We start from the raw sequence: 26,953 nt of genomic DNA, 5'->3' as shown, positions 1-26,953 counted from the left end.
CAGAAGGAGCACACTCAGTGAAGCGCAGCCCCGCCCGTCGATATGCCCGCGCTACTGTTACCGCGGTGGTAGGCGCTGCATTGCTTGCTGGGTGTTCAGACAAAGTCGATACCAGTCCCGCTGCGGCACAATCCGAGCCGGAACAGGTGCAGATCGTCGTTGACCCTGCAGAAACAGATCAGCTCATCTTGGGCGAGGTATTCCGGCAGTCGCTCTTGGAGGAAGGACGCACAGCCGAGCTGAAGGAAGAAGAAACCTTCAAAACACATGGAGGCAAGGGCAGTTCCCTAAACCCGGAAGGCAACTTTTACGTCGGCTGCACCGGCAACTTTTTAAGCCACTTTAATCCCGGTGAGGCGCGCGATATCTCGGCGGAATATAAAAAGGCAGAAGAAGACAGTGAGCCGGGCGGGGAAGACTTTCTTGCCCGCACCCATATCGCGCTCATGTCTACCTTGCCCACCCAACTTGCTACCGTCGAGCCATCCGGCGCTCACGGTTGTGAGGATGCACAACCAGAGCTGCCAGAAAACTTCGTGGTCATCTATAGCGACAGCCTCTTTGACCGCGAAGAAGAAAAATCCGTCGCCGCGGTCACCAAATTCATCACGCAAAAAGACATCTCTGACATGGTGGAGGCTCTAGAGGATGGCGAAGAGCTGAAGAAGGTCGTCCACGAATGGATGGAAGCCTCCGGACTGGACATTGTCAATGAAGAAAGCGACTCCGGCTCCTCCGGTGGCTCGGATCTGAGCAGTTCTTAAGTAAGCGGCGCGGTCCGTGCTACCCACTTACCGCCCTTCGCGCTCACGGGCAGCCGCCCTTTAACATGCGATCGCCCCCTCCGTGACCGCGAAGGGCGCCCGGCGTCGCCATCAGCTACCGCCCCGCCCTTCGCGCTCACGGGCGCAGCTTGTCGATGCCCCTACCATCTCGCCGGTGAGCGCGAAGGACGAGTAGGTGACCGGTGTGAGGCGAAGGAGGGGAGCTGAAGGTAGGGAGAGCAGGAACGGCGGCGAGGTAGGAGGACCGAGGAGAAGGCAGCAGAAACCATGAAAATGCCCCAGTGAGGAAATAACCTCACTGGGGCATTCAGCGCTGCAGCGCGCTAGGTGCCTTTTCAGCGGTTACACGTGGTTAAACGTCGAAGGCCTCTTCAAGCAGGTTCTTCTGCTCAATCTGGTGTACCTTGGCGTTACCCGTAGCCGTAGAGGACTGGGCGCGGCGGGAGACGCGGACCATTTCCGGCATATCCGGAATGAGGTCGCGCAGGTGCTCGTTGTAGAACGGCCATGGGCCCTGGTTGGCGGGCTCATCCTGTACGAACCGGACCTGGGTGGCGTTCGGGTACATCTCGAATGCCTCGCTTAGGCGGTTGAACGGAATCGGGTGGAGCATTTCCACGCGGACGATGGCGATGTCATCGCGGCCGTCGGCCTCGCGCTTCTTCTCCAAGTCCCAATAGAGCTTGCCGGAGACCAGCATGATGGTCTTGACCTTGTCCGTGTCGCCGACCTTCTTGTTATTGACGTCCACGAAGTGGGGGTCATTGATAACGGAGCGGAACTTCTTGACCTCGGTGAACTCCTCAACGGAGGAGGTAGCGGCCTTGTTGCGCAGCATGGACTTCGGGGTGAAGACGACCAACGGACGCTTCATCTCGCCCAAAGCCTGGCGGCGCAGCAAGTGGAAGTGGTTAGCCGGGGTGGACGGCTGGGCCACGGTCATAGAACCTTCCGCGCACAGCTGCAGGTAGCGCTCGATGCGGGCGGAGGAGTGGTCCGGGCCTTGGCCCTCGTAGCCGTGCGGCAGGAGGAGAACCAGGCTGGACAGCTGGCCCCACTTGGCCTCACCGGAAGACAGGTACTCATCGATGATGGTCTGGGCACCGTTGGCGAAGTCGCCGAACTGAGCCTCCCATGCCACGAGGGCATCGGGGTTACCCACGGTGTAGCCGTATTCGAAGCCCATGCCGGCGAACTCGGTCAGCGCGGAGTTGTAGACCATGAACTTGCCGCCGTTGTCCTTGGACACGGCCAAGGAGTTGAGCGGGTTGTACTCGTTGCTATTGCGGGGATCGAAGGTCACGGCGTGGCGCTGGGTAAAGGTACCGCGGCGGGAATCCTCGCCGGCCAGGCGCACAACCTTGCCCTGGTTAGCCAGGGAACCGAAGGCGAGCAGCTCGCCCCAGCCCCAGTCGATGCCGCCTTCGCGGACAGACTTCGCACGGTCCTTGGCTACCTTGGCCACGCGTTTGTGGTACTCGAAGTCCTCGGGTGGGTTGCCGTAGGCATCGCCAAGCTCGACCATCTCTTCAGCGGTGATGGAGGTATCCAGACCGTGGGTGAGCTCCTGCGAGGAGGTAATACCGGTCTGTTCCTTCGGGCCGGCCTTCTCGGCTTCCTTGTGCTCGGTGAACACGGACTCCATCTGGTCGTGGAAGTCGCGCGCCGCTGCCTCGGCGTCTTCAGCAGACAAGTCGCCACGGCCGATGAGCTCGTTGGTATAGTGCTCGCGCACCGGCTCGTGGTTCTCGATGACCGAGTACAGCTGCGGCTGGGTCATGGATGGGTCATCGGCCTCGTTGTGGCCGCGCAGGCGGTAGACCACGAGGTCAATGAAGACGTCCTTGCCAAACTGGCGGCGGTATTCTGCGGCCATCTGGCCTACCCAGACAACGGCCTCTGGGTCATCACCGTTGACGTGGAAGACCGGGCAGTCAAAGCCCTTGGCCAGGTCGGTGACGTAGTGGGTGGAGCGGCCGGAGTCCGGGGTGGTGGTAAAGCCCACCTGGTTGTTGACCACGATGTGGACGGTACCGCCGTTGGTAAAGCCGCGCAGCTGGGAGAGGTTGATGGTCTCCTGCACGACGCCGAGGCCGGTGAAGGACGCATCGCCGTGGAGCATGACGGGAACGACGGAGTAGCCGTCCTTGCCCTTGTCCAAGATGTCCTGCTTGGCGCGGGCGATGCCCTCCATGACTGGGTCGACGGCCTCGAGGTGGGACGGGTTGGCGGCAAGGGTGACCTTGATTTCGCCATCGCCGAACATCTGCAGGTGCTCGCCCTCGGAGCCCAAGTGGTACTTCACGTCACCAGAGCCGCCGAGCTGGCCGCCCTTGTAGTTGCCGTCGAACTCGCCGAAGATATCTGCCAGCGGCTTGCCGACGATATTGAACAGCACGTTCAGGCGGCCACGGTGCGGCATGCCCATGACGACCTCGTCGAGGCCCTGGCCCGCAGCGGTGTCGATGATGGAATCCAGCAGCGGGATGAGGGTCTCGGCACCCTCGAGGGAGAAGCGCTTTTGGCCCACGTACTTGGTCTGCAGGAAGTTCTCGAATGCCTCGGCGGCGTTGACCTTCTGCAGGATGTACTTCTGCTCGGCATTGGTCGGCTTTGGCATGCCGGCCTCGAGGCGGTCCTGCATCCAGCTGCGCTCGTCGCGGTCCAAGATGTGGGTGTATTCGGAACCGACCTTCAGGGTATAAGCAGCGCGCAGGCGGGAGAGCACCTCACGCAAGGTCATCTGTTCCTTGCCACCGAAGCCGCCGACGTTGAAGACGCGGTCCAGATCCCAGATGGTCAGGCCGTGCGTAGCGATGTCGAGGTCGCGGTGATCGGGGCTAGGCAGGCCGGGCTGGGACCAGCCGAGCGGGTTGACATCGGCAAGCAAGTGCCCGCGGGAGCGGTAGGACTCGATGAGCTGCATGACGCGGGTGTTCTTGTCCACGCCAGAGTTGGGGATGTCCTGAGCCCAGCGGAAGGGCTCATAAGGAACGCCCATGGACTCGAAGAGCTCGTCCCAGAAGGCGTCATCAACGATGAGCTTGCCGATGGTGCGCAGGAACTCGCCGGACTCTGCACCCTGGATGACGCGGTGGTCGTAGGTGGAGGTCAGCGTGACTAGGCGACCGACGCCGAGGTCAGCCAGGCGGTCAGCGGAGGCGCCGGCGAACTCTGCCGGGTAATCCATGGAACCAACGCCGATAATGGAGCCTGCGCCCTTGGTCAGGCGGGCAATGGAGTGGCGGGTGCCGATGCCGCCCGGGTTGGTCAGGTTAATGGTGACCCCTGAGAAGTCATCCATGGTGAGCTTGTTCTTACGGGAACGGGTAACGATGTCTTCGTAAGCCTCAATGAACTCAGCGAAGGACTTGGTCTCGCATTCTTTGATGGCGGCAACCACGAGGGCGCGGGAGCCATCCTTCTGCGGGAGGTCGATTGCCAGGCCCAGGTTGATGTGCTCAGGCTGGACGACGAAGGGTTTGCCGTCCTTTTCCTCGTAGCGCACGTTCATGCCAGGGTGCAGCTGTACGGCCTTGACCATGGCGTAGCCAATAATGTGGGTAAAGGAGATCTTGCCACCGCGGGTGCGCTTCAGGTGGTCATTGATCATGGAGCGGTTTTCCCACATGAGCTTGACCGGCATATCGCGCACGGTGGTAGCGGTAGGAATCTCAAGGGATTCTTCCATGTTCTTAGCAATAGCCTTGAACATGCCCTTGAGCTGGCGCTCGTCGCCGCCCTTATAATCTTCTAGGTTATCCAGCGGAGACTGCGCATTCTTGCCCGCAGAATGCTTTGCCTTCGCGGACTTTTCTTTGGCCCTAGATACAGACTCTTTCACGTTGGTATCGCGGGCCTCTTGCTTGCGGGCGGTGGTAGTGCCTTCGGTCTTCTTGGCCGAGGACTTAGACTCTGCCTGTGCCTTCTTTGGCTGTGGCTTAGATGCTTGAGAAGGAGCCGCAGCTTCTGGCTGCGCCTTGGGCGCGCCGTTTGCTTCGAAATAGTCGCGCCACTCCTTGTCTACGGAGCTAGGATCCTTGGAGTACTGCTGGAACTGCTCGTCTATCAGCCACGCATTCGGGCCGAAGATGCTCGATGTGCTCACGGCAGGTATTCGCCTCATTTCTCTGCTTTAAAATGGTCGTTTATTCGACTTTAGTCCGGACTTTGTACGAGCGCATTTCTCACCCGCCAAAGTGTCTGCCTATATGATACGGGCCAATCCCTCACCTTCACTATGTCAGGGGTAGCGAATTCGCTCTAAACGATCACCACTAACCCGCCTTTGTGTGGGAAAGAGGGGAGAGCTGCTGGCGGGCGTATTCGATGACCTGATTGGCCAGCTTGCGGTTGGCCTTTGTACCGATGACCGCCCCGATGCCCATAGGCATGAGCTTGCCCACCCATGCCCACTTCATGCGCTTGGTGATCTGCTTGGTAAATACCTTGGTCAACCTGCCATTGATGCCAGATAGTGTGGGCCCGGAAAAGCGGGAGAGCGAGGCAACCGAACGCGCCCCCGTGACCGTGCCGAGGTCTCCAACGAAGGTATCGACCACCGCGGAGCCCTTCGAGCCTGTCAATACCACCAGTACGAGGGCGCGGCGACGCTCGGGCGAGGAGATATCGTCGCCGCGCAGGTACGCGGACGCCAGGATGTACCACGCAGCGGCTTCAAGAAAGACTACGGATTCCGCACCAATGGTGGCCGCGCCCGTAAATAGCCCAATGCCGGGCACGGATGCGGAGGCACCAGCGGCCGCGCCCGTGCCGGATGTGATATTGATGAAGTGTTTGTTAATAAAGCCCTGCAATTCTTGGTCAGTGGCTTCTGGGTGGTGCTTCTTTAGGCTCGTGACGTATTTGGAAATAACACCAGATTGCACGGATACGGCGCGGTCCAAGGAATTCAGCAGCGCCTTGGTAAAACGGCCGCTGTGCTCCGGATCGATGTCATATGTGTCAGTAGCTGCTTTATCCGGGGTGGATTTTTTAAATATGGACATGCCTTCTCCCACACCAATCCTTAGTTTGTTGGGGTAGTGGTATCAATTGATTTTTTACCTAGCATAGCCCTGACCTTGAAAGAAGGGGCCGCCAGGTGCGATTCAGATCGCCACCGGCGCGCAACCTACCTAAGGTAGGGAGTATGCCTTACCCGCAGGATGGTCAACGCGACAGTAGGGACTCTTATTCCGAAGAGTCCACCGCTGCCGCGCGCTTGCGGGCCATGCGCGCACACGAGCGCGCCCGTCAGGCCCACGAGCGGGCACAGAATGCCTACGCGGATGAGGTCACCGTGCGCACGACCTCCGGCTGGGTGCGCGGGGTCATCGAAGAAGACCTGCGAGTAGATCGCCCCATTAGCGCCGGGCCGGTGCGCACGTGGCGCGGCATTCCTTTCGGTGCCTCTACGGCCGGCGACAGCCGCTTTCGCGCCCCACGCCCGGCACCGCGTTGGGAGGGCGTGCGCGATTGCAGCCAATTCGGGCCAATTGCCCCACAACCCACGTACTCCTGGACCGACCGCATTGTCGGCTCCGAGGACTGCCTGTACCTCGACATCGTGCGCCCCCGCACGGAGGAAAAGCTGCCCGTGGTGGTGTACCTGCACGGCGGCAGCTTCATCATGGGCTCGTCCCACATGCTCATGCTGCGCGGGTTTGAGCTCGCCACCCGCATGAACGTGGTCTACGTATCCATCAACTTCCGCCTCAACGCCCTGGGATATCTCGATCTGCGCAGCCTCGGCGGCGAGTGCAGCGCCAACCCCGCCGTGGCGGATCAGATTCTGGCCCTGAAATGGGTGCGGGAGAATATCGCTGCCTTTGGCGGCGACCCAGACTCGGTCACCCTCATGGGCGAATCCGCCGGCGGCGCCGCGGTGCTGGCACTGATGACCAGCCCGCCCGCCGAAGGGCTCTTCCACCGCGCCATTGCCCAGTCCCCACCCATTGCGTTGGTGCATTCCCGCGCCCAATCCACCTTGTGGGCCCGCGAACTCGCACGCCGGGTGGGCCTGCCGCGCCGGGTGAGCGTGGATGACCTGCGCCAGGAAGACTGTGCGGATGTGGTGCGCTCCGGCCAATCCATGATGTGGCGCGCCGGCGAGCTACTGCACTTAAACTCCTGCTACGCGCCCACGGTGGACGGCGAGCTATTGCCCGAGCACCCCATCACCGCCTTTGAGCAGGGCCACCAGCACAAAATCCCGCTGCTGATAGGCACGAATTCGGACGAAGCCAGCTTTGGCAAGTTCCTCTTTCAGCGCCAAAGCGCCCGAGAGCGCGCCGCCCTGCGGCTCTTGGCCTCCTACGATCCCCACCACGCCCCCGAGGTCGTCGCCGCCTACCGCGGTGCGGTCCGCCGGGAAGATTTTGCGCACTTGCTTGCCGATGCCCTCTTCTGGGCACCTTCCACCCGCATCGCCAGCGCCCACTCTGAAGTGGCCGATACGTGGATGTACCGCTTCGACTTCGCCTCTGCCGTCTTGAAGTGGCTGGGCTTAGGCGCCATGCACTCGATGGAATTGGGCAATGTCTTTGGTGATCCCCGATCCTCGCGCGCCTCCTTGCTAACTGGCTGGGGCTCGCGGGCTGAGATGGAGGAATTGACCTCCACCATGCAGGAGCACTGGGCCGCGTTCATCCACGGCGGCAGCCCGAAGGCGCAGTGGCCGCGCTATGAGGGCGGTGAGCGCGCGACCATGATCTTTGATGAACAGGCCTATATCGTGCACGCCCCCAATGACGGTCGCCGCAAGGCGTGGGAGGATTACCACATGGTGGAGTGGGGAAGTGGGCGCCCAGAGCTGGTGCGCTCCCTTGGTTTCCAACCACACCGGCGGGATTAGCGGTAGAATCCAGGGTGACCGCGGGCGGCGTCTTGCCCACCGCGGGGACCTCTGCTTCCGAAGGATGGATTTTTCACCACCATGAGCTTTTTCGAAGATATCGCTTCCGCATTGGACGCCGAGGGCATTGAGTCCCGCGTCAACGAAGACGTCATGTTCGTTCCAATCACCTCTGATTTGGAAATCCAGTTTGTTGAAATCGATCCTCTCTTGCCGGCGGCCAATGTGTACATCGCTGCCGCGGATGTGGATGAAGACGATGAAGAATTCGAGGCCGTCTTGGTCTCCGTCGCCTTTTCCGTCGACGACGCCGTAGAGGCCGTCTCCCGCCACATCGCCACCGACCAGGTTGTTACCGTCCTCCGGGACCTCTTGGAAGGCACCGATGAGCGCATCGCGGAATTGGAGTTTGACCAGGATGAACTCAACCCGCACCTGGTGGTCGCGGAAGTAGGCAACGATTCTGAGCTGCGCGTATTGGTAGAAACCATCGACGGCGTGCCCTCTGCCATCGTGCGCTTCTTGGCCTTCGACTTCGATGAAGAAGACATGGAAGAGCTCGAGGATGAGGCCGTGACGGAGCTGTGGCAGGTGGACGAGGAAGGCGAGGACCTCGATGAAAACGAGCGCCTTGCCCTCTTTGACAACACTGACTCCGATGACATCCCCATCGTGGAAGTCCCCGCTGAGGCCCTGGAACTGGGCACCTACACCGATTTCGACCGCCTCTTTGACGTGCTCGGATTGGTCTCGGAGCAGGCCCTGGACTGGGAAGCCCAGCTCGTCAACTTCGATGAGGACGATTTCGAAGAACCAGACGTCTACGACATCTTCTGCGAAGACGCCGATGATGACGCGGACGAGGCCCTTGAGTTCTTCGATACCTTCACCGAAGACGACGACGCTGACGCTGACGACGAGGGCGACAACAACTAAGCCCCTAAGCCGCTTGCTGGAATCCCGCGAAAAGGGATTCCGGAGAGCGTACGGGCTTAAAGGCGCTATCCACCAGCCACACGTAGGTGGCATTGGGTCCACGGGAAATCTCGTGGACGGCGCCAGCTAACTCGACGGGGACAAGCGTGCGCACCCATCCTTCCGCCGTGGCGGGATCGACTATCTGCCCAAAGTTATCGGTGATGCGAATGGTGATGAGGTAGGCGGGGATGCGGCTTTCGCCGAACCCGCGGATCCGCGCCTTTACTCGTGCTCCCACGCGGTGGCGGGTAATGCTCATGCTGTAGTCCGCGCCGCCTGGTGTGGGTGGCAGTTGCTTTATGGGCGGGCGCCACGTCGGGGTGGGGCGAGCCAAGGACCGCGGGTGGTGCATGATGGCGGAAATTGAGCTGACGGTCTCATAGTGGTGATAGGCCAAGTCGGCGGCGATTTCCGTAGCCGTGGCGCTGGGCTGACTGGGTACTGTGTGCGAAAAGTTCTTATCTACGTTGTGCATGGCCCTTACTCTAAACCGCAAGGCCGACACGAGTTCGAACAATACAAACACAAGTTCGAAAAGGTAGCTTAAATAGATTTCAGACCTTCAAAGGCATAAGGTTGCACGTGCTATGAAGAGTGCTAATGCCGAACCGGCGCCCTACGAAAAGCCCAAGGTGCCGCGGGAAATCTGGGTAATGGTAACGGCGGCGTTCATTATCGCCTTAGGTTATGGCCTTATCGCACCGCTTTTGCCGCAGTTCGTGGTCAGCTTCGATGTCTCGATGGCCGCCGCCGGCCTGGTGGTCTCTATCTTCGCCGCCTCCCGGCTGATCTTCGCGCCCGTGTCTGGCTCGTTGGTAGACCGCGTCGGCTCGCGCCGCGTCTACCTGGTGGGCCTGATGACCGTTGCCGTGACCACGGGCTTGGTCGCCATTGCCCAAGAGTATTGGCACATCGTGGTGTTGCGCGCCCTGGCAGGTCTTGGCTCGACCATGTTTACTGTCTCCGCGATGGGCCTTATCGTGCGCCTGTCTCCACCGTCGATTCGCGGTAAGTGCTCCGCCACCTATGCCACGGCATTCCTGCTGGGCAATGTCGCCGGCCCAGTGCTCGGCGCCAGCCTGTCCTTCCTGGGCTTTCGCTGGCCATTTTTCATCTACGGCATTGGCGTGATGCTTGCTGCGTTCGTTGTCTGGTGGCAGATGCCGCGGGTCAACCACTCCCAATCCACTACGTCGGACCTGCCTCCCATGCGCCTGCAGGAGGCCTGGGGTGATACCGCTTTCCGCGCGGTGCTGACCTCCAACTTCGCCCACGGTTGGATCAATATGGGCGTACGCGTGTCCGTCCTGCCGCTTTTCGCCGCCGCGATTTTCCATAATGGCGCCGCAGCCTCGGGCCTAGCCCTCGCCGCCTTCGCCGCAGGCAATGCGATTATTCTTCAGTTCTCCGGCCGGTGGTCCGATCTCCATGGCCGCAAGCCGCTTATCTTGATTGGCTTGGTCGGCTCCGCCATCTTCATGGTGCTAATGGGCCTGGCCACCAGCGTGTGGTTCCTCTTGCTCGTATCCGCCCTTGCGGGTGCAGCATCGGGCCTAATCAATCCTTCCCAGACCGCCGCGGTGGCAGACATCGTGGGCAACGAGCGCTCCGGCGGCAAGGTATTGTCCGCCTTCCAGATGGCAGGAGACCTCGGCCAGATCGTGGGACCCATGCTCATTGGGCTGCTTGCCGATGTCTATGGCTTCCCCACAGCCTTCACCGTCTGCGGTGCCATTGCCATCTTCGGCATTATCGCCTGGCTCTTCGGCCGCGAACCCCGCCAGGAGTCCACGGTGGAAGTAGAGCGAATGCCGAAAAAATAGTTGACGGCAACCGCTCAGTGCCGGCTAAGTTATGCGCGTGTGGATGACTTAAACGCGCGCTTTCTTGATGCGGTTAATAACGCTTTGATTATTTGGGTACGGCTTCATAATGCAGACGTAGTTGTAGGCCGCGCCTGGTGGATGGAAGAAAATACTTGGGTGCTTCGCCGGCTTGAGGACGGTACACGCCGGCGCATCCCTCTCTACGAGGTCGAGAGCTTAAGGGTGATCGGCGCGTACCTTGAAGATTACGAGCAACAGGGCTAGAAGAGCCCTGCGACCTGGGACACGCACAGGTAGACAAAGGCCGCAGAAATGATGCCCATCAGGGTGTTGATGAACCAGCCATTGCGCCATTTTTTCGGGGTGTGCTTGGTATTCAGCAGAACCAAGAGAGTAAGTCCCAGGAAGGGCATGAAGAATGCGCCCAAGACGCCGTAGCCAATGATCAACCCGGTGGGCTTGCCCAGCAGCAGGAGCAGCATCGGTGGGAAGGTCAACCAGATGAGGTAAGCGCGGTAGTACTTACCGCCCGTGCTGGTGCTGGGGTGGCCTTGTGGGAGGTTCTTCAGGTGCCCAACGTAGTCCGCAAACATGAGGGACACACCGTTCCACACGCCCAAGCAGGAAGAGAATGCGGCAGCGAAGAATCCGACGATGAACCACTTAGAAATAAAGGTTCCGTAGCGAGCCTCCAGCACGTCCGCCATGTCCACCAAGCCCTGGTCGTTATCGGAGACAGCGACATTAGCGCTGTACAAAAGCTCGGCACCAAGGACCAGCGTAGCTAGGACGAAGATACCGGTGACGGCATAGGCCACCGAGTTGTCCATGCGCATGACCTTCATCCACTTGGGCGTGAACCACTTCTTTTCTCGCAGCCAGTAGCCATAGGCAGCAAGGGTAATAGTGCCGCCGACACCGCCGGCGATGGAGAGCACGTAGACGAAAGACCCATCCGGGATGGTGGGGACGAGGCCGCGCAGAATCTCTGGCAAATTAGGCGCTGTAATTGCGGCGATGCCCACCACAGTGACGAACATGATGCCAACTAATACGGCGGCAAGCTTTTCAAAGAGCTGGTATTGACCCAACCACGTAAGCGCAAAGCACAATACGCCGGTCAGGATAGCCCACATGGTCAAGCTTGTCCCGGGGAAGAGTGCGCTCAATGCCAAGCCGGTGCCGGACATGGCGGCGGCGCCATATACCAATCCCCAGATGACGATGTAGGGCGCGAAGTACCACGAGGTCCAGCGCCCTAGTTCCCGCCAGCCGTGGAACATGGTGTTTCCGGTGGCCAAGCTATAGCGGCCGACGCCTTCCACCAGCACGATTTTCATAATCGTACCGACGATGACGGCCCACAACAGTGCGTAACCGTAGCGCTGGCCGGCAATCATGGTTGCCACCAGGTCGGCGGCACCGACGCCGGTAGCTGCGGCGACCAAACCCGGACCAACGAGGGTCCATTTCACCTTTGCTTGTGGCTCAGAGTTGTGTGTCTGTTGGCCTTCGGCGGATGTTACGCCGGTGTGGTTATCTGAATGGCTCATGACACTTCCTTAAGTGGCTATGGTGTGAATCACTTAAGAGAAATGTATCACTCTTGACTGGTAGAGTGCAGCCCAATTATTCAACCATGCGTGCTAAGCGACGGTCCGGCCAGCAGCGTACAGCGCCTTTGGCATGGTTCTTTGCAGCTTCCATTGGAACTGAATGGGCTTTTCACCGTGGTGGGAAACATAATCCACAGCACCCAAAAATGTATAGGCGCTCGCGGTGCCCACTGAGTTCTTCTTAGTAAAGCGAGAGGCGATAAGAATCTTCCCGCCGAGCTCATCATGCCGAATATAACGACGTGCGGCCTTCGATTTTAGAGTTGTTGTCGATTGCGATTCCCAGTGGAGGAGATCCGGTGAAATCGGGTAGTCCCGGTAATTCGTGGTGGCGCTAACTTGATCGTCTTTTTGGAAAGTCACCAAGAATAAGTCCATGTTCATCTCGGGGAAGTATTTCACTCCCTCGCGCGGAAGGCTGACCAGTTTTTCTAATTCGCCAGTTTGCAAGGCGCCGACTAACTCTGCCAGAGAGTAGTCTGCGTGAGTTTCCAGAACGGTGTCGTCACTAGGCTGCGGGATAATGCGCGAAGCATCGTTTTGTAGCCGCATGACGTGTTCAAGTTCCCAAATAACTCGCGGGTGCTCTCGCAATATCCCCAGCGCTTGGTCAAAAGAAGACGGGCTGGGTGCATTGGAATTAGCCCAAAAGCCCAAGACCAGCATTCGTGCAAAGGCTTGATCAGTGGGCGACATATCGCCGAATTGCGAAGTGGAGGATTTTAGGATTCGAAGATAAGCCTCAATGCGTGTCGCATCATTGACGTGGAGGAAAACTTTAATCCGGTTGAGTAAGAAGCTTTCCATCTCATCGTCACGTGGCTCGAGGAGGCCTTCCTCGCGCAGGAGGCGGGTCCAGGAGTATTTGTTGGGGCGATAAATATCCTCCAATTCGAGGTTTGCCTCGTCGAGGAATTCTTTGAGATCGGTAGTTCGCAATTCCGCCACCAGCGCACGCACTTTCCGCAAGTTGCTCCGTGTCGTCTTCTTTACGTTGTTGAGGACCTGTTCCGTCGTCGATTCATCGAATTGGATGTGCGTTCCCGGCGGCGTGGTGGGAAAGCCCTGCTCTATCTCGGTGAGTAGATGTTTCCCGCGTTTTCTCGTTAATGCATTGAATTTACGCTCAAAATCGTATTCAACATGCTGTTGGCCAATGAAATCGAATACGGTACAAGAATCCTTTCCGGGAGCAAGGCGAAGACCGCGGCCAAGTTGCTGTAGGAAGATAACCGGGCTTTGGGTTGGCCGGAGCAAGAGCAGTGTATTGACCGCTGGGATGTCGACGCCCTCATTGAAAATATCAACGGAAAAGAGAGCCTTGATGGCGCCGCTTTCGAGTTGTTGAATGGCTTCTGCGCGTTCAGAAGAAGTTAATTTGCTCGTTACGGCCTGGGCTGGAATTCCAAAGTGCTGAAATTGCTGGGCCATATGCTCTGCGTGGGCAATGGAGACGCAAAAGCCGATCGCCTTCATTTCAGAAAGATCGAAAATCCGTTTATCCAGTTCATTAAGAATAAAGCGCGTCCGTTTTTCACCAGACTTGATATAAAACTCTGACAACTCGTTGGTGTTGTAATCTTTCTTGCCCCTGTTCCACGTAAGCGAAGAAAGATCCGTACCGTCTGCAATTCCGTAATAATGCATGGGAACCAAAAGTTGCAGGCGCAAAGCATCCCAGAGGCGAAGCTCATGGGCAATGCGGTAGTCAAAGTACTGTTGGACATTTTTGCCATCGCCGCGCTCAGGTGTTGCGGTCAGCCCAAGTAATTCGTCTGGTTCAAAATGGCTAAGAAGCGCGTTATATGTTGGAGCTTCTGCATGGTGGAATTCGTCGATGACCACCACATCGAATTGATCCGGCGCGAGCTTTTCTAAGCGAGTGGAATTGAGCGACTGAACGCTCGCAAATACGAAGTCCCAGCGCCGGGGCTCGGTGCCATCGACAAGCAACTCGCCAAAGTTGGCATCCTTGAGCACCTCGCGGTACGTACGCCGCGCTTGGTGAAGAATTTCTTTGCGGTGTGCGACGAAGAGCAAACGTGGGCGACGCTTCCACTGCCGGCAAAGATTGAGGTAATCCAGGGCAGCTACGACGGTCTTGCCGGTGCCTGTCGCCGCAACGAGTAGGTTTTTGTGGCGATCCTTTACCTCACGTTCGGACCGCAGCGCCTCGAGCATCTCTTCTTGATAAGGATAGGGAGTAACTTCTAGGCCAGAAAGCTCTAATTGGCGCAAAGCTTGTGGGGACTCCGTGCCTTTTGCAATGCGCAGGGATTCCTGCAGGCGATCCATATCCCTGGCGGGGTCAAAAGTCTTGAAGTGGCTATCGTGCCAGTAGCTGTCGAAAGTCTTTATGAATTTTTCGATGACCTCAGGCGTCGCCGTAGCAGAGCCGCGCACGTTCCATTCCCAGCCATCGATAAGAGCAGACCTCGAAAGGTTCGAGCTTCCAATAAAAGCGGTGTCGAAGCCAGAATCCCGTCGGAATAGCCATGCTTTGGCGTGCAGGCGTGTGGATTTATGCTCATAGCAAATCTTTACATCGGCGCGATATTTTTCTACCAGGCGTTTAAGAGCCGCCGCATCGGAAGCCCCACAGTAAGTAGAGGTCAATAGGCGGAATGGAATCTGGTTGTCGCGCAGGAACTGCAATTGCTGGTCAAGGACACTGATTCCGGAGCTTTTGATGAAGGCACACAATAAGTCGACGGAATCGGCTGTCTTTATCTCCCGCTCAACCTCGCTGGTCAGGCTGGTCTCGCCCTGGGCATTAGTAAAAAGCGCGCTCTTAGTCAGCGATACATCCGGAAGCAGCGGAGGCTCGGCTAAAGAAGTGTTGTAGACGGCGTAGAGGAGTTGCTCGGTATCAATATCTTCGTCCTCGCCAAGCATTCCAGCGATTGTATTGATAAGGGCTACTCGGTCTGCTGAGGATTTGAGCCCCATGAGGCGTTGCTCTAGTAAATCGCCGATGTGTTGAGACATGGCCGAGGTATAGCGCCCGCGAGCGCTATCATCTGTGCCGTTTCCTACCCCGAATCCCGCCGATGGGTGTCGGCTTTGCGTTTCCTCCATTCGCTCACGAATGCGCGAGGTCACCGGGGTTTCGTAAACGCCGAAGGGGAGCGAGGAATCCAAGGAATGACTCATAGCTACAAGATTCTAAGGGCAAAGTTTTTCCACGGCTGGAATATCTGCTGGCGCCCAGGTCAGCTCCATTGCTTCTGCGGGGGTAACCCACCTGGTTGCGTCATGATCGCTCAGGCGAAGCTCGCCGCTGGTGAGCGTGCAATAAAAGGTGGTTAGTTCGATGGTGGCAAAGTCGTACTCGTAGATGGTCGTCGTGAGTTTGCTGCCTACGCGGGCAGTAAGGTTGAGTTCCTCGCGAATTTCGCGGGCTAAAGCCTGTTCGGGTGATTCTCCCGGTTCGATTTTTCCGCCCGGAAATTCCCAATGTCCTTCTAGGGGTTTTCCGGGTTTCTTGCGGCAGGCGAGGAAGCGATCGCCATCGTGAAAGACGGCGCCGACGACGCGGATGGGGTTAGACATAGTCCCATTGTGCCTTGAGCTAAGAAACGCTAGACAAGAAGATGTAATTTAGCTAACATAATCGCAATGTTCGCGTCAGGCTGTCGCGCGGGCTTGATCATCATGCAAGCTTGAGGGGCGGTCTATCGTGACTTCTACTGATTCAGTTAATTCCTCCATCCAGAGCCATGACGGGGAAGTCCCGCGGCCTGAGGGACGGTGGAAACTCTTTGTTTATAGCGCCATTGGCGCGTTCGTGTTCTTCTTTCCTGTGACGTATAAGGAAAAGAACTCCATTCCTTTGGACCACATGGTCACCATCGTGCGCGATAGCATTCCGGCGGTGGTGCCGTGGCTTATTTTTGCGCTCGCCGTGTATGGCACGGTCCGTAGCTTTAGCACTGGGGCGTTTAAGCAAAGTGCGCTGCAGGCGGTCTTTGCGGTCCTCAATATCGCCGGTGCGGTCATTTCCTTCCTCATGGTCATTGACGCGCTGCCGTGGGTATTGGGCGATGAGGACTTGGTTCCCTTCTTGTGGAACTCCATTGCCACACCGGTGGGGCTTATCGTGCCCATCGGCGGTACCTTCCTGGCATTTCTCATTGGCTTTGGGCTCTTGGAATTTGTTGGGGTGCTGATGCAACCCATCATGCGTCCGCTGTGGAAGACGCCGGGGCGCTCCGCCATCGATGCGGTGGCATCCTTTGTCGGGTCGTATTCGCTGGGCATCTTGGTCACGGACCGTGTCTATCAAAAGGGCGGTTATACCGGCAGAGAGGCTGCAGTTATTGCCACGGGGTTTTCCACGGTATCGGCGGCGTTTATGGTCATCGTGGCCAAGCAACTGGATTTGATGAATATCTGGGGCACCTATTTCGCCGTCACGCTGCTGGTGACGTTCCTGGTTACGGCCATTACCGTGCGCATCCCGCCGCTGCGGACGATTCCGGATGAATACTGCGCGGGTGTAGAGCCTGACCCAGAAAAGCCGGTGGAAGGATCGCGTTTTAAGAATGCGTGGCGCGAAGCGATGCTGGCTTTGCAGCGCGCGCCGTCGCTGCCGCAGGCCATTTGGGATAACCTGCGCGATGGCGTGCGCATGGCCGCGGCCATCGTGCCGTCCATCATGTCGGTGGGCCTTATTGGCTTGCTGCTTGCGCGGTTTACCCCGATCTTTGAATGGATTGGGTACCTGTTTTATCCCTTTGCTTGGATAGTGCAGCTGCCGGAGCCGGCACTTGGCGGCAAGGCCGCGGCGATGGGCATTGCGGAGATGTTCCTACCCGCCACAGCGGTGGCCGACAGCGATTCCATGGTGCTGAAATTCGTCATCGGGGTCGTGGCGGTCTCTGCCATCATCTTCTTCTCCGCCCTGGTGCCGTGCATTTTGGCCACCAAGATTCCGGTGAAGCTATCTCACCTGGTCATCATCTGGTTTGAGCGGGTGGCCCTCACCATCGTGATTGCGACCCCGATTGCGCACCTGCTGTTTTGAGGTTTATTGCCCGCTTACCGCAGTGAGGTGAGCGTTAACGATGTCATCGATAAGCCGTGCCGCTGCCTTGGCGGTGCGGTTGTCTATGTCGAAGGTGGGGTTGAGCTCGACGACATCGACAAGCGCGAGCTTGCCCGTCGCGGCGATGGCGACCGCCAGGGCGCGGATGCGCTCGTAGGCAACGCCGAGGCTGGCCGGAGCGGATACACCCGGCGCGGTGGAGGCGGGAAGGACATCCAGGTCGATGGAGAGGTGGACCTTGTCCGCAGCGGCGGTGGCCTGGGTGGCGAGCGCGCCGCATTCGGCCGGGGTGAGGTTCACCAGCTCCTCATCCAGGGTGTAGTTGACGCCGAGCTTATCGGCATCGTTGAAGAGCACCGCGGTGTTATTGGGGCGGGAAATACCGAAGACGGTGTACTCAAAGTCATCGGTGAGCTGGGAAATCTGGGTAAAGGGCGTGCCGGAGGTGGCGTGGTCCGCGTGGCGGAGATCGAAGTGGGCATCCAGGTTGATGATCGGGGTGGCACCGCGCGCGCGGAACAGGCCGCGGTGGGAGCCGAAGGCGGTTTCGTGCCCGCCGCCCAAGATAATCGGCAGGGTAGCGCTGCGGACGAGTTCTTCGACCTTGTCAGATAGGGCCTCGTGGGCGCCGTCGAGATCGTCGGCTTGGGTGGTGATGGTTCCGGCATCGGCAAGCGCATGGCCGTGGTGAACCGCGAGGGATCCGAGGGCTGTGCGCAGGGCGGCGGGGCCGGCGGCAGCACCTTGGCGGCCGCCGTTGCGCAGCACGCCCTCATCGGAGGCAAACCCCAGCAGGGTTACGGGCGCGGATTCGGCTTGGTTGATAACGCTATGCCAGCGCGCGTGCTCGGGGCCGGGACCATCGGAGCGGCCGGACCACTCGGGGGCGGGAGTAAAAAGTGGGGCTGATTCGGTATTCATAGTGCCGATACTAGAAGCGTGCGGTGAGTTTGTCTGGCAGTAGCGGAATATAATTGGGCGCTGTGAGTGCTAATCGAGTCCCCGCTGCGCGCCATGCCCTGGACATCCTCAAGCTGCTATCGACTATCGATGTCCCGATTTCCGCCGCCCGCATCCAAGGCGAGCTCGGCCTGCCGCGCTCGACCACGTACCACCTGCTCGCGGAGATGGTCGATGCCGGCTTCGTTGCCCACCTGCCCGAGCACAAGACCTACGGCCTGGGGCTGGCCGCGTATTCGATGGCCTCTGCCTATGTAACCCAGCAGCCGCTAGTGCGCATGGCAACGCGCGACCTGGAGGAATGCGCGCGGCTGGTAGGTGGATCTGGGCACCTTTCGCGTATGGCGGGCTCGGAGATTTTATACCTGCAGGAGGTCCGCGCGCCGGGCGCGACCTCGTTGGTTACGGAGGTCGGGGTGCGCCTGCAGGCGCATAAGACGGCCTCGGGCAGGGTGATGCTGGCGCACCTGCCGGAATCCGAGGTCAAGGCCGCCTTTGATACCGCGGGCGGGGAAAATTTTGGTTTCCTCAAAGAGCAGCTGCACCTGGCCCGTGCGCGCGGGTGGGATCAGGAGGTGGAAGAAATCTCGCGGGGCCAGGCCTCGGTGGCGGTGCCCATCCTGGACCACTTGGAGCGGCCTGCGGCGGCCATTGCGGTGACCTATCCCGTGTCCACGCCGGCGGATAGGGTAGAGGAGCTCATTGCGGCGCTGCGCCAGGCCGCGGAGAAAGTTGCGGGGAAAATGTATCGCCAGCGCGAAAAGTGAGGTACCATGCGGGCTAGCGCGTTAGGCTGTGACGTGAGCTATATTTTGTTGCCCTAAAGACACTAGGAGTCATCATGCCTAATGCATACCCATCCACCGTTACAGTCGGCGTCGGAGCGCTGACCATTGAGGAAGTCGTGGCCGTTGCCCGCTACGGTGCCACGGTAGAAATCTCCGCCGAGGCTTTGGACGAGGTCGCCTCCACACGCGACCGGGTCGAAGAACTGGCCCAGGATCCCACGCCGGTCTACGGAATCTCCACCGGCTTCGGCGCGCTTGCCCGCCGCCACATTCCAGAAGAGATGCGCGCGCAGCTGCAGCTGTCCCTGGTGCGCTCCCACGCGGCCGGCACCGGCCCTGAGGTGGAAGAAGAAGTAATTCGCGCGCTCATGCTGCTGCGCCTATCCACCCTGTGTACCGGCCGTACCGGCGTGCGCCCCGTGGTGGTAGAAACTTATGCCAAGGCGCTCAACGCCGGCATCGTGCCGGTGGTGCGCGAATACGGTTCGCTGGGCTGCTCCGGCGACTTGGCCCCGCTGGCTCACTGCGCCCTAGCGCTGTTGGGTGAGGGTGAGGTACGCGTGGGCGGCGAGCTCAAGGACGCCGACGAGGCTCTTGCCGCCGCCGGCATCGAGCCGCTGGAGCTGCGCGAGAAGGAGGGCCTTGCGCTTATCAACGGAACCGATGGCATGCTGGGCCAGCTCTGCCTGGCCATTACTGACCTGCGTGCGGCCGCCAAGACCGCCGATATCGCCACCGCGATGACGGTAGAAGGCCTGCTTGGCACCCTCGTGGTCTTTGCCGATGACCTCCAGCAGCTGCGCCCGCACCCGGGCCAGGCCGATTCTGCCGCCAATATCCGCCAGGTGGCGGACGGCTCCGAGATCCTCGCCGCAGCGCTGGAGGAGTTCAAGAAGAACCAGGTCCAAGACGCCTACTCCGTGCGCTGCGCGCCACAGGTGGCCGGCGGTTTCCGCGATACCTTGGCGCATACCGCACAGGTGGCAGAGCGCGAGCTCGCCGCCGCCGTGGACAACCCGGTCGTGGCTAAGGACGGCCGCGTGGTCTCCAACGGCAACTTCCACGGCGCCCCGGTGGCTTATGCGCTCGATTTCCTGTCCATCGTCACCGCGGACCTGGCGTCCATTTCTGAGCGCCGCACCGACCGCTTCTTGGATCCGGCCCGCAACCGCGGCTTGAACGCCTTTCTTGCCGATGACCCCGGAGTCGACTCCGGCCACATGATCGCCCAATACGCCCAGGCTGGCATCGTCAGCGAATTAAAGCGCCTGGCCACCCCGGCCTCGGCCGATTCCATTCCTTCCTCTGCCATGCAGGAAGACCACGTATCCATGGGCTGGTCCGCCGCCCGCAAGCTGCGCAAGGCCGTCGATGGCCTACAACGCGTGCTTGCCGTAGAAATCCTCACCGCTGCCCGCGCTATCGACATGCGCGAGGGTACCCCGGCCAAGGGAACCGGCGCGGTAATCGCCAAGCTGCGCGAAACCGTCAAGGGGCCAGGTGTGGACCGCTACCTCTCGCCGGAAATCGAGGAGACCGTGCGCCTAGTCAAGGAGGGCGCGCTTGTCGAAGCTGTCGAGAATGCTACTGGAAAGCTGCGTGATTAATATGTCGACCATCTCTTGGCACCCGCAATCTGAGCCCAACCCTTTGCCGTTTTCCCCTTTCAAAGCCAGCACGGTACCGCGCCCCATTGGATGGCTTTCCAGCGTGGATGGTGAGGGCCGCGAAAATATCGCTCCTTATAGCCAGTGGCAAAACCTCACCTTCGATCCGCCCATGGTGATGTTTTCGGCCAACCAGTATCCGGATGGTCGTCGCAAGGACACGGTGCTTAACGCGGAGGAGACCGGCTGGTTCGTGTGGAATATGGCCACCTATGATCTTCGCGAGGAAGTCAATAAATCCGCCCAGGTGCTCGACTATGGCGACAGCGAGTGGGACCGCCTGTCCGTTACCAAGGAATATGCGGACAATTACCGCATTCCCATGGTGAAAGAATCGCCGGTGAAGTTCGAGTGCCAGTACAAGACCACGCTGCGCGTGCCTGGCAATTCCAAGGTGGGCAGCATCGACCTCGTGGTGGCGGATGTAAAGACTATCCATATCGATGAATCTGTCATCGATGAGGAAGGCAAGCTTGACATCCTCAAGATTAAGCCCATCGCGCGCATGGGCTACTTTGACTACACCGTGGTCACAGAAAAATTCGAGATGCGCGTGCCCGGCTCCGACGACGCCGCGCGCGCCGGACTAGAGGGCAGCGCGTAGCGCATCGGCCATAGCCCGCTGGCCCGCGTGGGTGGGGTGCATGGGGAAGGAATCGGTATCCTGCCCCGTAAAGTCCACCCACGGTTTGCCTGAGCAGGCGGAGTGCTGCGGGGCATCGTCAGGCAGCACGTAGGTGGCGCCGTTGCGCTCGGCGGCCTCGCGCACCGCTTGGTTGATGCGCTGGATGGTATTTGCCAACCACTCCCGGTCTGTGGCCGGGATTTTTTCTATGAAGGGGCAGGTCTCGCCGGGGTTGATGAGGGGGATATAGCCGGTGGCAATGACCTTTGCCTCGGGCGAGCGGTGGGCGATTTCCCCGTAGACCTTGTCCAGGCGTTGGGGTAGATCGTGTAGCTCCAGGTCTATCTGCGCTCCCGATTCGTCTTGGCATATATCGTCCGTTGCGCATTGGGTCAGGCGCACAAAGCTTACGTCGTTGCCGCCGATGCTCAAGGAGACAAGGGATGTATCCGCGGCCAGTGCGTCCACCTGGGCGGGGTGCTCGCCCGCGGAGGATAAAACATCCAGCGTGCTCGCGCCCTGGCAGGCGACGTTGCGGAAAGAACTGGTGGTGATCTCCTGCGCGGCGAGTTCTGGATAGGAATCTTGTGCGCGTGCGCAGGAATCGGGCGGATCGAGAGGGAGCGTCGTCGAGCCCATCGCCGCGTAGGAATCCCCGAGGGCCACATAGTTTTCGGGGTCTTCTGTGGCTTCTTGGGCTTCTTGCGGCTGCGAGGAGCATCCTGCCAGCAGGCAGGCGGCGGCGAGGGCGGGCAATACGTGGCGCATGACTGCCATCGTAGCCGTCGAGTCTGAAATGCCAGACAGTTGGTGATTGTGAATGCTCTAAATACGTTGTGTATCACACTAAATTGATATCTGTGACGCTCGCCAAGCCCCCGGGAGACAGCCCCGGGAAACCGGCCTTGGGGTAGGGCACGGCGTCGATAAGCACGAGCGAAAGGAAGCCATGTCTGAACCACGCGAAGTCCGCGCACCCCGCGGCACCGAACTCAACGCAAAATCCTGGCAAACCGAAGCGCCACTGCGCATGCTGATGAATAACCTCGATCCCGAGGTTGCCGAGCGCCCCGAGGACCTCGTGGTCTACGGCGGTACCGGTCGTGCAGCGCGCAGCTGGGAGGCCTTCGATGCCATTGTGGAATCGCTGAAGGACTTAGAAAGCGATGAAACCCTCCTCGTCCAATCCGGAAAGCCGGTGGGCATCTGGAAGACCAATGAATGGGCACCGCGCGTGCTCATCGCCAACTCCAACCTGGTGGGCGACTGGGCCAACTGGGAGCACTTCCGCAAGCTCGAGGACGAGGGCCTGATGATGTACGGCCAGATGACGGCCGGCTCCTGGATCTACATCGCCACCCAGGGCATCCTGCAGGGCACCTACGAGACCTTCGCGGCCGTGGCCAAGAAGCGCTTCGAGGGCAGCCTGGCCGGCACCCTGACCCTGACCGGCGGGTGCGGCGGCATGGGCGGTGCCCAACCGCTCGCCGTGACGCTGAACGGCGGAGCAGTGCTCATCGTGGACGTGGATGAACACCGCCTGCGCCGCCGCCAGCACAAGCGCTACCTCGATGAAGTGGTCACCGACCTGGACGAGGCCCTGCGCTTGGTTCTCGATGCCAAGGAAAACAAAAAGGCCCTTTCTGTCGGCCTGGTGGGCAATGCCGCCGAGGTCTTCCCCGAGGTGCTGCGCCGCCAGCGCGCCGGGGAATTCAAGGTAGACATCGTCACCGACCAGACCTCCGCGCACGACCCACTGTCCTACCTGCCCACCGAAATCACCGTGGATGACTGGCAGTCCGAGGCCAAGGCCGATCCCACGACCTTTACCAAAAAGGCCCGCGAATCTATGGCCGCACAGGTCCAGGCGATGGTGGAATTCCAGGACGAGGGCGCCGAGGTCTTTGACTACGGCAACTCCATCCGCGATGAGGCGCGCCACGCCGGCTACCAGCGCGCATTTGAGTTCCCCGGCTTCGTTCCCGCCTATATCCGCCCGCTGTTCTGCGAGGGAATGGGCCCGTTCCGTTGGGCAGCGCTGTCCGGCGACCCCGAAGACATCAAGGTCACCGACGAAGCCCTGAAGGAGCTCTTCCCAGAGAACGAGCACCTGCACAACTGGCTGGACGCCGCCGAAGAATACGTCGAGTTCGAGGGCCTGCCCGCCCGCATCTGCTGGCTTGGCTACAACGAGCGCCACAAGGCCGGCCTGCTCTTCAATGACTTGGTGCGCGAGGGCAAGATCAAGGCCCCCATCGTCATTGGCCGCGACCACCTCGACTCCGGCTCGGTTGCCTCCCCGTACCGCGAGACCGAAGCCATGCTCGATGGCACCGATGCCGTCGCTGACTGGCCGCTGCTTAATGCCATGACCGCCGTATCTTCCGGCGCGACTTGGGTCTCCCTCCACCACGGCGGCGGAGTGGGCATGGGCCGCTCCATCCACGCCGGCCAGGTCACGGTTGCCGATGGCACCGATCTCGCCGCCGCCAAGCTGCGCGCCGTGCTGACCAATGACCCAGGCATGGGTGTTATCCGCCACGTCGATGCCGGGTACTCTCGCGCAGAGGAAGTAGCCAAGGAGCGCGGCGTTCGCGTTCCCATGGAATTTAAGGCAAGGGATTAAATGAGCACACTTTTTACCGGAATTTCTGAACTCCGCACGGTCAGCGAGCACGGCACGCTTAACGATGCCGCCCTTATCGCCGACCACGGCACCATCGCCTGGATTGGCCCCGCTTCCCAGGCGCCTGCCGCCGATGACCAGGTGGACTTGGGCGGGCGCGCCGTCCTGCCGGGCTGGGTGGATTCGCACACCCACATGGTCTTCGACGGTGACCGCTCCGCCGAGTTCGAGGCCCGCATGTCCGGCGGTTCCTACGAGGCAGGCGGCATCGCGGTGACCATGGACGCCACCCGGGAGGCGGGGGCAGACCGCTTGGATAAGCTCGTCGCCGAGCGCGTGGCAGCCGGCCGCCGCGGTGGCACCACCACCTTCGAGACCAAGACCGGCTACGGCCTCAACACGGAATCTGAAGTGGAAGCCGCGCGCGTGGCATCCCAGCATGTCGATGACGTCACCTTCCTGGGTGCCCACCTCGTGCCGCCGGGAGCGGATGCGGAAGACTACCTCGATGAGGTCGTCGGCCCCATGCTGGACGGGGTTGCCGAATACGTCCAGTGGATCGACGTCTTCTGCGAGCGCGGCGCGTTCAATGAAGAGCAGTCGCGCCGGGTTCTCGAAGCCGGTAAAAAGTTGGGGCTTGGCCTGCGCGTGCACGGCAACCAGCTTGGCGAGGGCCCGGGGGTTAGCCTCGCGGTCGATCTCGGCGCCGCCTCGGTGGACCACGTGAATTACCTGAGCGATAGTGACATCGAAAAGCTCGCCGCATCCGAGACCGTGGCCACCATGCTCCCGGCCTGCGATCTCTCCACGCGCGAGCCCTTGGCGCCTGGCCGTGCGCTTCTCGATGCCGGCGCCACCCTCGCCATCGCCTCCAACCTCAACCCAGGTACCTCCTATACTTCGTCGATGAACTACTGCGTGACCACGGCCGTCCTGCAGCAGCACCTATCCGTCGACGAGGCCATCCACGCCGCCACCACCGGTGGTGCCACGGCGCTGCGCCGCCATAATGTGGGCAACGGACTCGACCCGCAGGGCCGCCCCGCGAAGGGCACCCTGGTGGAAGGAGCTGCCGCTGACCTGCACGTGCTCGATGCTCCCAGCGCGGTGCACTTGGCCTACCGGCCGGGCATGCCGCTGAGCTACCGCACGTTCGTGGCGGGGGTATAGCGAGGAATGGAGTTTGCCGCCGGTATCGCGTAGGGTTGGATGAGCAATGAGCATTACCGATAACGCCACCGGCGGCGTAAACGAGCCGGAAGATTTTAATAAGTCGGAATCTCAGGACAACTCGCAAGGTGTCAACCAGGACACCAGGGCTGCGAATACTTCTGAGGGCACCGGCGCTGAGTCCAAGGACTCGGCCAACGACAACTCCCAGGGGTTCGAGCACCTCGGCCTGCCAGATAAAATTCTGCAAGCCGTTGCGAAAGTAGGCTTCACCACGCCGTCCCCCATCCAAGCAGAAACCATCCCGATCCTGATGGAAGGCCGCGACGTCGTGGGCCTTGCACAGACCGGTACCGGCAAGACCGCAGCCTTCGCGCTGCCGGTCTTGTCCCAGCTTGACCCGCATGCGCGCCACCCGCAGGCACTCGTCCTCGCGCCTACCCGCGAGCTCGCCCTGCAGGTTGCAGATGCCTTCCAATCCTTCGCAGAAACCCTCAAGGGTATCGAGGTTCTTCCCATCTACGGTGGCCAGGCCTACGGCATCCAGCTGTCTGGCCTGCGCCGCGGCGCCCAGGTCATCGTGGGTACCCCGGGTCGCGTCATCGATCACTTGGAAAAGGGCTCGCTTGACCTGTCCCAGCTGCAGTTCCTCGTCCTCGATGAGGCCGATGAGATGCTGAACATGGGCTTCCAGGAAGACGTCGAGCGCATCCTCGAAAGCACCCCGGACCGCAAGCAGGTGGCGCTTTTCTCCGCCACCATGCCTAATGCCATCCGCCGGCTGTCCAAGCAGTACCTGCACAACCCGGCGGAAGTAACCGTTAAGTCCGAGCGCCGTACCAACGACAACATTAAGCAGCGTTTCCTGCTGATTCCGCACCGTGCAAAGATGGATGCGTTCACCCGCATCCTCGAGGTCATTACCTATGACGCCATCATCGTCTTCTGCCGCACCAAGCACGAGACCGAAGAAGTGGCCGAGGCCCTGCGCGATCGCGGCTACAGCGCTGCTGCCATTAACGGCGACATCGCCCAGGCGCAGCGCGAACGCACCGTCGACCAGCTCAAGGATGGCCGCCTAGACATCCTCGTGGCCACTGACGTCGCCGCACGTGGCCTCGACGTGGAGCGCATCACCCACGTGGTGAACTTCGATATCCCGAACGATACCGAGTCCTACGTGCACCGCATTGGCCGCACCGGTCGTGCTGGCCGTTCCGGTGAGGCAATCCTGTTTGTCACCCCGCGCGAGCGCCGCATGCTGCGTTCCATCGAGCGCGTGACCAACGCACGCCTCGAAGAGATGGACCTGCCCTCCGTCGATGAGGTCAATGAAAAGCGCAAGGAAAAGTTTGCGCAGGCCATCACCCAGTCCATGGACAACAAGCAGGCCGATTTCTTCCGCAACTTGGTGCGCAAGTACTCGGAAGAAAATGACGTCGCGATGGATGACATCGCCGCGGCGCTGGCCGTCATGCACCAGGGTGGCAAGAACTTCCTATTGGAAGACAAGCCTTTGCCCAAGCCAAAGAAGGACCGCCGCGATCGCGATGACCGCAAGCGCGACCGTGACTTCAAGGGCGGCGGCAAGAACCGCGGCGGCTCCAAGCGGCCGGATGGTGACTTTGAGACGTACCGGTTGGACGTCGGCAAGCGCCAGAATGTCCGCCCAGGTGCCATCGTCGGTGCAATCGCCAACGAAGGTGGCCTGTCCGCCAAGGACTTCGGCCGCATTACCATTGCGGTGGGACACACTCTCGTGGACCTGCCGAAGAACATGGACCCAGCTGTGCTGGACCGTCTGAAGGATACCCGGATTTCTGGGCAGCTCATCAAGATTCAGAAGGATACTGGTCGCCCGCCTCGCCGTGATGGCGGCGGCGGTGGACGCAAACATGGTGGTCGCTTCCGCGACTAATTAAACCTCCAAAGGGCCTCTTTTAGAGGCCCTTTTTTCATGCCCTGTGACCTGCGCTTTTACTATAAATGGGGGTAGTGTGTCGGGGCGG

General features: G+C 60.3%; 20 protein-coding genes. 12 read left to right on the top strand and 8 right to left on the bottom strand.

All coding sequences use genetic code 11. The features are described 5' to 3' along the window. The first annotated feature begins 17 nt into the window (after window positions 1–17). Window positions 18–764, top strand: a complete 747-nt coding sequence (locus MHX65_RS00825; protein ID WP_239267866.1) for a hypothetical protein — start codon at window positions 18–20, stop codon at window positions 762–764. Between the two features lie 373 nt (window positions 765–1,137). On the opposite strand, the gene MHX65_RS00820 is transcribed toward MHX65_RS00825, so the two are convergent. After that, on the bottom strand, window positions 1,138–4,893 hold the full coding sequence (locus tag MHX65_RS00820; protein WP_411697121.1) for a multifunctional oxoglutarate decarboxylase/oxoglutarate dehydrogenase thiamine pyrophosphate-binding subunit/dihydrolipoyllysine-residue succinyltransferase subunit: 3,756 nt from the start codon (window positions 4,891–4,893) through the stop codon (window positions 1,138–1,140). A gap of 169 nt (window positions 4,894–5,062) precedes the next feature. After that, complete coding sequence (locus tag MHX65_RS00815) at window positions 5,063–5,794, bottom strand: EcsC family protein (RefSeq protein WP_239267862.1); 732 nt, start codon at window positions 5,792–5,794, stop codon at window positions 5,063–5,065. A 143-nt stretch (window positions 5,795–5,937) separates the two neighbouring features. Between MHX65_RS00815 and MHX65_RS00810 the strand changes: the two genes are divergently transcribed. Together MHX65_RS00810 and MHX65_RS00805 are read left to right on the top strand one after the other, a co-directional pair. Then, window positions 5,938–7,641, top strand: coding sequence for a carboxylesterase/lipase family protein (locus tag MHX65_RS00810; RefSeq protein WP_239267860.1), 1,704 nt, complete (start codon window positions 5,938–5,940; stop codon window positions 7,639–7,641). A gap of 81 nt (window positions 7,642–7,722) precedes the next feature. Continuing rightward, entirely contained in the window at window positions 7,723–8,577 is an 855-nt protein-coding gene (locus MHX65_RS00805; protein WP_239267859.1) for a DNA primase, read from the top strand. A gap of 4 nt (window positions 8,578–8,581) precedes the next feature. Here the strand turns inward: MHX65_RS00805 and MHX65_RS00800 are convergent, their stop codons facing one another. Then, a complete protein-coding gene (locus tag MHX65_RS00800; RefSeq protein WP_239267857.1) occupies window positions 8,582–9,094 on the bottom strand; it encodes a hypothetical protein in 513 nt (170 codons plus the stop codon). A gap of 112 nt (window positions 9,095–9,206) precedes the next feature. Between MHX65_RS00800 and MHX65_RS00795 the strand changes: the two genes are divergently transcribed. Continuing rightward, the gene (locus MHX65_RS00795) at window positions 9,207–10,442 is read left to right on the top strand and encodes an MFS transporter (RefSeq protein WP_239267855.1); all 1,236 of its coding nucleotides are present in this window, start codon (window positions 9,207–9,209) and stop codon (window positions 10,440–10,442) included. Window positions 10,443–10,481: 39 nt separating this feature from the next. Beyond that, window positions 10,482–10,709, top strand: a complete 228-nt coding sequence (locus tag MHX65_RS00790) for a hypothetical protein (RefSeq protein ID WP_239267853.1) — start codon at window positions 10,482–10,484, stop codon at window positions 10,707–10,709. On the opposite strand, the gene MHX65_RS00785 is transcribed toward MHX65_RS00790, so the two are convergent. From MHX65_RS00785 to MHX65_RS00775, 3 genes are all read right to left on the bottom strand, one after another. Further along, a complete protein-coding gene (locus MHX65_RS00785; protein ID WP_239267851.1) occupies window positions 10,706–11,998 on the bottom strand; it encodes an Nramp family divalent metal transporter in 1,293 nt (430 codons plus the stop codon). The two genes, MHX65_RS00790 and MHX65_RS00785, sit on opposite strands and share 4 nt — an antisense overlap. A 93-nt stretch (window positions 11,999–12,091) precedes the next feature. Then, window positions 12,092–15,214, bottom strand: a complete 3,123-nt coding sequence (locus MHX65_RS00780; RefSeq protein ID WP_239267849.1) for a DUF3427 domain-containing protein — start codon at window positions 15,212–15,214, stop codon at window positions 12,092–12,094. Window positions 15,215–15,226: 12 nt separating this feature from the next. After that, window positions 15,227–15,613, bottom strand: a complete 387-nt coding sequence (locus MHX65_RS00775; protein WP_239267847.1) for a (deoxy)nucleoside triphosphate pyrophosphohydrolase — start codon at window positions 15,611–15,613, stop codon at window positions 15,227–15,229. A gap of 127 nt (window positions 15,614–15,740) precedes the next feature. On the opposite strand from MHX65_RS00775, the gene MHX65_RS00770 reads away from it, so the two are divergent. After that, window positions 15,741–17,087: a YjiH family protein gene (locus tag MHX65_RS00770; RefSeq protein ID WP_239267845.1), complete on the top strand. Its 1,347-nt coding sequence runs from the start codon at window positions 15,741–15,743 to the stop codon at window positions 17,085–17,087. 3 nt (window positions 17,088–17,090) lie between these two features. Here the strand turns inward: MHX65_RS00770 and hutG are convergent, their stop codons facing one another. Then, window positions 17,091–18,029: a formimidoylglutamase gene (gene hutG, locus MHX65_RS00765; protein ID WP_239267843.1), complete on the bottom strand. Its 939-nt coding sequence runs from the start codon at window positions 18,027–18,029 to the stop codon at window positions 17,091–17,093. Window positions 18,030–18,091: 62 nt separating this feature from the next. Here hutG and MHX65_RS00760 point away from each other — a divergent pair, with 62 nt between their 5' ends. The 3 genes from MHX65_RS00760 (at window position 18,092) to MHX65_RS00750 (ending at window position 21,127) form a co-directional block, all read left to right on the top strand. Next, window positions 18,092–18,835 (top strand): IclR family transcriptional regulator, encoded by a 744-nt coding sequence (locus tag MHX65_RS00760; protein WP_239267841.1) that lies wholly within the window; start codon window positions 18,092–18,094, stop codon window positions 18,833–18,835. A gap of 74 nt (window positions 18,836–18,909) precedes the next feature. After that, on the top strand, window positions 18,910–20,463 hold the full coding sequence (hutH, locus tag MHX65_RS00755; protein WP_239267838.1) for a histidine ammonia-lyase: 1,554 nt from the start codon (window positions 18,910–18,912) through the stop codon (window positions 20,461–20,463). A 1-nt stretch (window position 20,464) separates the two neighbouring features. Continuing rightward, window positions 20,465–21,127 carry a flavin reductase family protein gene (locus MHX65_RS00750; RefSeq protein WP_023021803.1) on the top strand — a complete coding sequence of 221 codons (663 nt, stop codon included), beginning with the start codon at window positions 20,465–20,467 and terminating at the stop codon, window positions 21,125–21,127. Here the strand turns inward: MHX65_RS00750 and MHX65_RS00745 are convergent. Then, window positions 21,110–21,916: an SGNH/GDSL hydrolase family protein gene (locus tag MHX65_RS00745; protein ID WP_239267836.1), complete on the bottom strand. Its 807-nt coding sequence runs from the start codon at window positions 21,914–21,916 to the stop codon at window positions 21,110–21,112. The genes MHX65_RS00750 and MHX65_RS00745 overlap by 18 nt on opposite strands. 181 nt (window positions 21,917–22,097) lie before the next feature. Here MHX65_RS00745 and MHX65_RS00740 point away from each other — a divergent pair, with 181 nt between their 5' ends. From MHX65_RS00740 to MHX65_RS00730, 3 genes are read left to right on the top strand one after another with little or no spacing between them, the layout of a single operon-like run. Continuing rightward, window positions 22,098–23,774 carry a urocanate hydratase gene (locus MHX65_RS00740; RefSeq protein WP_239267834.1) on the top strand — a complete coding sequence of 559 codons (1,677 nt, stop codon included), beginning with the start codon at window positions 22,098–22,100 and terminating at the stop codon, window positions 23,772–23,774. Next, window positions 23,775–24,944 carry an imidazolonepropionase gene (gene hutI, locus MHX65_RS00735; protein ID WP_239267832.1) on the top strand — a complete coding sequence of 390 codons (1,170 nt, stop codon included), beginning with the start codon at window positions 23,775–23,777 and terminating at the stop codon, window positions 24,942–24,944. A gap of 46 nt (window positions 24,945–24,990) precedes the next feature. Further along, the gene (locus MHX65_RS00730) at window positions 24,991–26,862 is read left to right on the top strand and encodes a DEAD/DEAH box helicase (protein ID WP_239267830.1); all 1,872 of its coding nucleotides are present in this window, start codon (window positions 24,991–24,993) and stop codon (window positions 26,860–26,862) included. Window positions 26,863–26,953: the final 91 nt, after the last annotated feature.

The sequence above is a fragment of the Corynebacterium sp. ACRPS genome (assembly GCF_022346005.1).
Classification (GTDB): domain Bacteria; phylum Actinomycetota; class Actinomycetes; order Mycobacteriales; family Mycobacteriaceae; genus Corynebacterium.
This window is presented reverse-complemented; position numbering and strand designations above follow the sequence as displayed.

Excerpts from the sequence above, each read along its gene's own strand:
- MHX65_RS00815 (WP_239267862.1), bottom strand. The coding sequence starts at position 5,794 with ATGTCCATATTTAAAAAATCCACCCCGGATAAAGCAGCTACTGACACA.
- MHX65_RS00810 (WP_239267860.1), top strand. The coding sequence starts at position 5,938 with ATGCCTTACCCGCAGGATGGTCAACGCGACAGTAGGGACTCTTATTCC.
- MHX65_RS00805 (WP_239267859.1), top strand. The coding sequence starts at position 7,723 with ATGAGCTTTTTCGAAGATATCGCTTCCGCATTGGACGCCGAGGGCATT.
- MHX65_RS00800 (WP_239267857.1), bottom strand. The coding sequence starts at position 9,094 with ATGCACAACGTAGATAAGAACTTTTCGCACACAGTACCCAGTCAGCCC.
- MHX65_RS00795 (WP_239267855.1), top strand. The coding sequence starts at position 9,207 with ATGAAGAGTGCTAATGCCGAACCGGCGCCCTACGAAAAGCCCAAGGTG.
- MHX65_RS00785 (WP_239267851.1), bottom strand. The coding sequence starts at position 11,998 with ATGAGCCATTCAGATAACCACACCGGCGTAACATCCGCCGAAGGCCAA.
- MHX65_RS00780 (WP_239267849.1), bottom strand. The coding sequence starts at position 15,214 with ATGAGTCATTCCTTGGATTCCTCGCTCCCCTTCGGCGTTTACGAAACC.
- MHX65_RS00775 (WP_239267847.1), bottom strand. The coding sequence starts at position 15,613 with ATGTCTAACCCCATCCGCGTCGTCGGCGCCGTCTTTCACGATGGCGAT.
- hutG (WP_239267843.1), bottom strand. The coding sequence starts at position 18,029 with ATGAATACCGAATCAGCCCCACTTTTTACTCCCGCCCCCGAGTGGTCC.
- hutH (WP_239267838.1), top strand. The coding sequence starts at position 18,910 with ATGCCTAATGCATACCCATCCACCGTTACAGTCGGCGTCGGAGCGCTG.
- MHX65_RS00750 (WP_023021803.1), top strand. The coding sequence starts at position 20,465 with ATGTCGACCATCTCTTGGCACCCGCAATCTGAGCCCAACCCTTTGCCG.
- MHX65_RS00745 (WP_239267836.1), bottom strand. The coding sequence starts at position 21,916 with ATGCGCCACGTATTGCCCGCCCTCGCCGCCGCCTGCCTGCTGGCAGGA.
- MHX65_RS00740 (WP_239267834.1), top strand. The coding sequence starts at position 22,098 with ATGTCTGAACCACGCGAAGTCCGCGCACCCCGCGGCACCGAACTCAAC.
- hutI (WP_239267832.1), top strand. The coding sequence starts at position 23,775 with ATGAGCACACTTTTTACCGGAATTTCTGAACTCCGCACGGTCAGCGAG.
- MHX65_RS00730 (WP_239267830.1), top strand. The coding sequence starts at position 24,991 with ATGAGCATTACCGATAACGCCACCGGCGGCGTAAACGAGCCGGAAGAT.